Source organism: Okeania sp. SIO2F4, from assembly GCF_010672385.1.
Classification (GTDB): Bacteria; Cyanobacteriota; Cyanobacteriia; order Cyanobacteriales; family Microcoleaceae; genus Trichodesmium.
In genome coordinates this window covers 1-3,108 of the sequence record NZ_JAAHGT010001065.1, presented here as the reverse complement: position 1 = coordinate 3,108, position 3,108 = coordinate 1, and the positions used below count along the sequence as shown (strand labels likewise).

At 36.7% G+C, this 3,108-nt stretch carries 2 protein-coding genes; both read right to left on the bottom strand.

Annotated elements, in window-relative coordinates:
* The coding region (locus F6K22_RS37080) for an alpha/beta hydrolase (protein ID WP_293109742.1) at positions 1–467 on the bottom strand (467 nt) is incomplete at its 3' end.
* A 146-nt stretch (positions 468–613) separates the two neighbouring features.
* A complete protein-coding gene (locus F6K22_RS37075; protein WP_293109741.1) occupies positions 614–2,425 on the bottom strand; it encodes a sodium:solute symporter family protein in 1,812 nt (603 codons plus the stop codon).
* Between the last annotated feature and the right edge of the window lie 683 nt (positions 2,426–3,108).

The following is a 3,108-nucleotide window of genomic DNA, read 5'->3' as shown; positions in this document are numbered from 1 at the left end:
TGAAGGCTATAATCTTCTGTTATTAGTGCTTTAATTACCTGAATGACCTGATCTGTAACCTCAGCCCATTTGGCAAAGGGAGCTACAGTATAGTCAATAGACACCACCCGTAATCTTGTAGCATCGGCAACAGGTACCGAACTGATGAGGGTAGATGCAGCACTAAATAAAACATAGCCACCTCCATGAGTATAAACAAGAACTTTGCCATTGTCTTGCCAGTTTTTGGGTTTGATATCCAGAACAGGTACACCACCTAATTTTCTCTCTTCAATAACTGGTTTGTAATGGTCAACAACCTTTGTATTATCCTCTTTGTTACTTTCTTCCTTTTCCTGCCATAATTTTTTCCAACCATCGAAATCGTCAGGAGCAGGAATAGTATCTCCGTCCAATGAAAACTCTTTTAATGCTTCCTGTGCTTCTGGGGAAATTGTAGTGGGAACACTGTAATGGCTAGTCATCATAAAATTCCTTATTGTTATACCAAATTTGTATAGTTACAGTAAAATCATCTGGAAAACTATTAAGATATTTCCGTATAAACTTCAGTATTTCAAGCCTGCAGGGTGAGCTGGAGGCACTGATAACTGTTAACTGAACTGATAGTCATTTAAAACAAATCGTCATCATCTAACCCTGGTCTTGGCATGGGTAAAATTTTTGACTTATTAAGCTGTCGCAACCACATCCCACTGAAAATAGCAATAATGAGGAATATCCAACCAATATTTGGCTTGAGCAACAGGAAACCACCAGTCGCCAACAACGCTCCAAATAATAATAATATAGATGCCAAAACTCTTTGTAAATCTTTACCCAAATTTTGTGCAGGAGCTAAACCAGTCTTTGCTCTTTGCTTTTGCCAACCAGGACCACCGGGAAGCGATCGCCGATAAAATTCTTCTAAGGTTGTATCAGACTCTTGGGGTGTGACAAACATTGCCACTACCCACAATATTGTTACGGTTGCAGTAATAAAGATAATTCGCAAACCAAAATCTTCTATTTTAAAAGCAGGAACTAAACTGGTTATCATCCCTACAAGAAAGCTAGCGACAATGGCAGTTAATTCTGCTGCTGCATTTACCCGCCACCAAAACCAACGTAATATTAATACTAATCCCGAACCTGTTCCGATAGCTATGACTAACCTAAATACTGTCGCCACATCTTTAGCGAAAAATGCAGCAACTCCTCCTAAAACTGTTACTAATACGGAAGAAAGTCGCCCTACTAAAACTAATTCTGGTTGAGTTGCATCAGGTTTAATAAATCTTCGATATAAATCATTGGTAATAAAAGAAGCACCCCAGTTAATAGAAGTAGAAACTGTACTCATAAATGCTGCTACTAAAGAGGCAACAACTAAACCTAAAATTCCTGGGGAAAGAAAATCAATCATTAATTTGGGATAACCCAATTCTCGGTCTTCTAAATTAGGGTAAATTACAATGGATGCTAAGGCAACTAAAATCCAAGGCCAAGTTCTAATAACATAGTGCATTATGTTAAATAACCAGGCTGCTTTTTCTGCTTCTGTTTCATTTTTAGCCGCAGCAAATCTTTGTACAAATTCTCCTCCTCCATCACTCCTTCTCCAAGACCACCATTGCAGAGCAATATAAGCAAAAAATGTACTGGCAGTTATGCCTGCTGTTTTGCTAAAACCAATCCAAGAATTACCATTTCCACTAATAGTTAAAGGTGAAAGAGATAAAATATCTTTGTCTGGCATAACTTGAGGAACTTTAGTAATTAACTCTTGGATTCCACCCACACTATTAACAGCAAAAATCGCCACAATAATTGCTCCAAAAAGTGCTAGAAAAAATTGGAAAAAATCTGTAGCAACTACTCCCCATAAACCAGATAAACCAGCATAAATTAAGACAAATATACTTACGCCAATAACACTGAATAATTTGAGATTATTTTCACTAGCATCAATACCTAAACTTTGCCAAATTTCCAAAGCTTCGACAACTTTAACCATAGCTAACATAGCATAGCCAATAGCAATACAATTCATGGGAATAGCAAAGATAAAGGCTTTGACCCCTCGGAGAATAGCTGCCATATTTCCCCCATAACGAAGTTCAGTTAATTCCGCATCAGTAATAACTTCCGAACGTCGCCACATTCTGGCAAAAACATAGATCATTATTACATGAGAAATACCAAAAATCCACCATTCCCAATTACCAGCAATACCTCGGTTGGCCACAACTCCTGTAATGTACAGTGGGGTATCTATAGAGAAAGTTGTAGCTGCCATACTTGTACCTGTTAACCACCAAGGAAGCGATCGCCCAGAAACAAAGAAGTCTGCTAAACTTTTTGAGCCTTTGCGAGATAAATATAGCCCCATCGACATTGTTAAGATGAGGTATAATAAAACAATTAGCCAATCTATTATTTGCATAAATTTCTTTTTAGTTAGGAATATCTGTATGTTTGACTTTTTTCAGCTCATAGTTTCAAGTTTCAGAATACCACAGATTTTCATGGTATAAATTTACTTTTTATATCATTTATTTTCGTCTGATTTTTTTTTCTAAGCTCAAAAAATATAGCAGTTATTTTCTAAATTAGATACAGTATTTTTTACCGAATCATTAATAATTAATAATTATTAATTAAATAATTCACCTTTTAAAGCCTCCCCTTTCAAGGGGAAAAAAGCGGTCGTTTGCGGAGCAGTCCGTTAGGATGGGATGGCGAGGTCTCCCGCTCTTAACAGAGCCGCTCCGAAGTTCGCCATATCCAATCGACCAAGAGAAGAAATAACATTTCCTTATATTCAATCCTCTCGGTTTTAACCAGAGGTAATTATCAATTATCCATTATCCATTAATGAACTCCTCTCTGTTCAGTCTAATCAGATTAGAGAACCCATATCCGGTATTCTCTAAAATCAAAAATTTGTGTACCTCATAATATTGAGTCATGGTATATATAGCAATCAGGAATCAGATGTGAGAATTGAGATGTTCCTTAAAAGGATAGAATATAGCAGTTATCTTATGAAGAAGATACATTTTTTTCTTCTTTCCTGTAGCAATAGTACCTGTTCCCTAAAAGTCTCCAATATCCCACAACTCAAAT

What these genes read in the sequence shown, in the direction of transcription:
- F6K22_RS37075 (WP_293109741.1), bottom strand. Translation starts at nt 2,425, where the DNA reads ATGCAAATAATAGATTGGCTAATTGTTTTATTATACCTCATCTTAACA.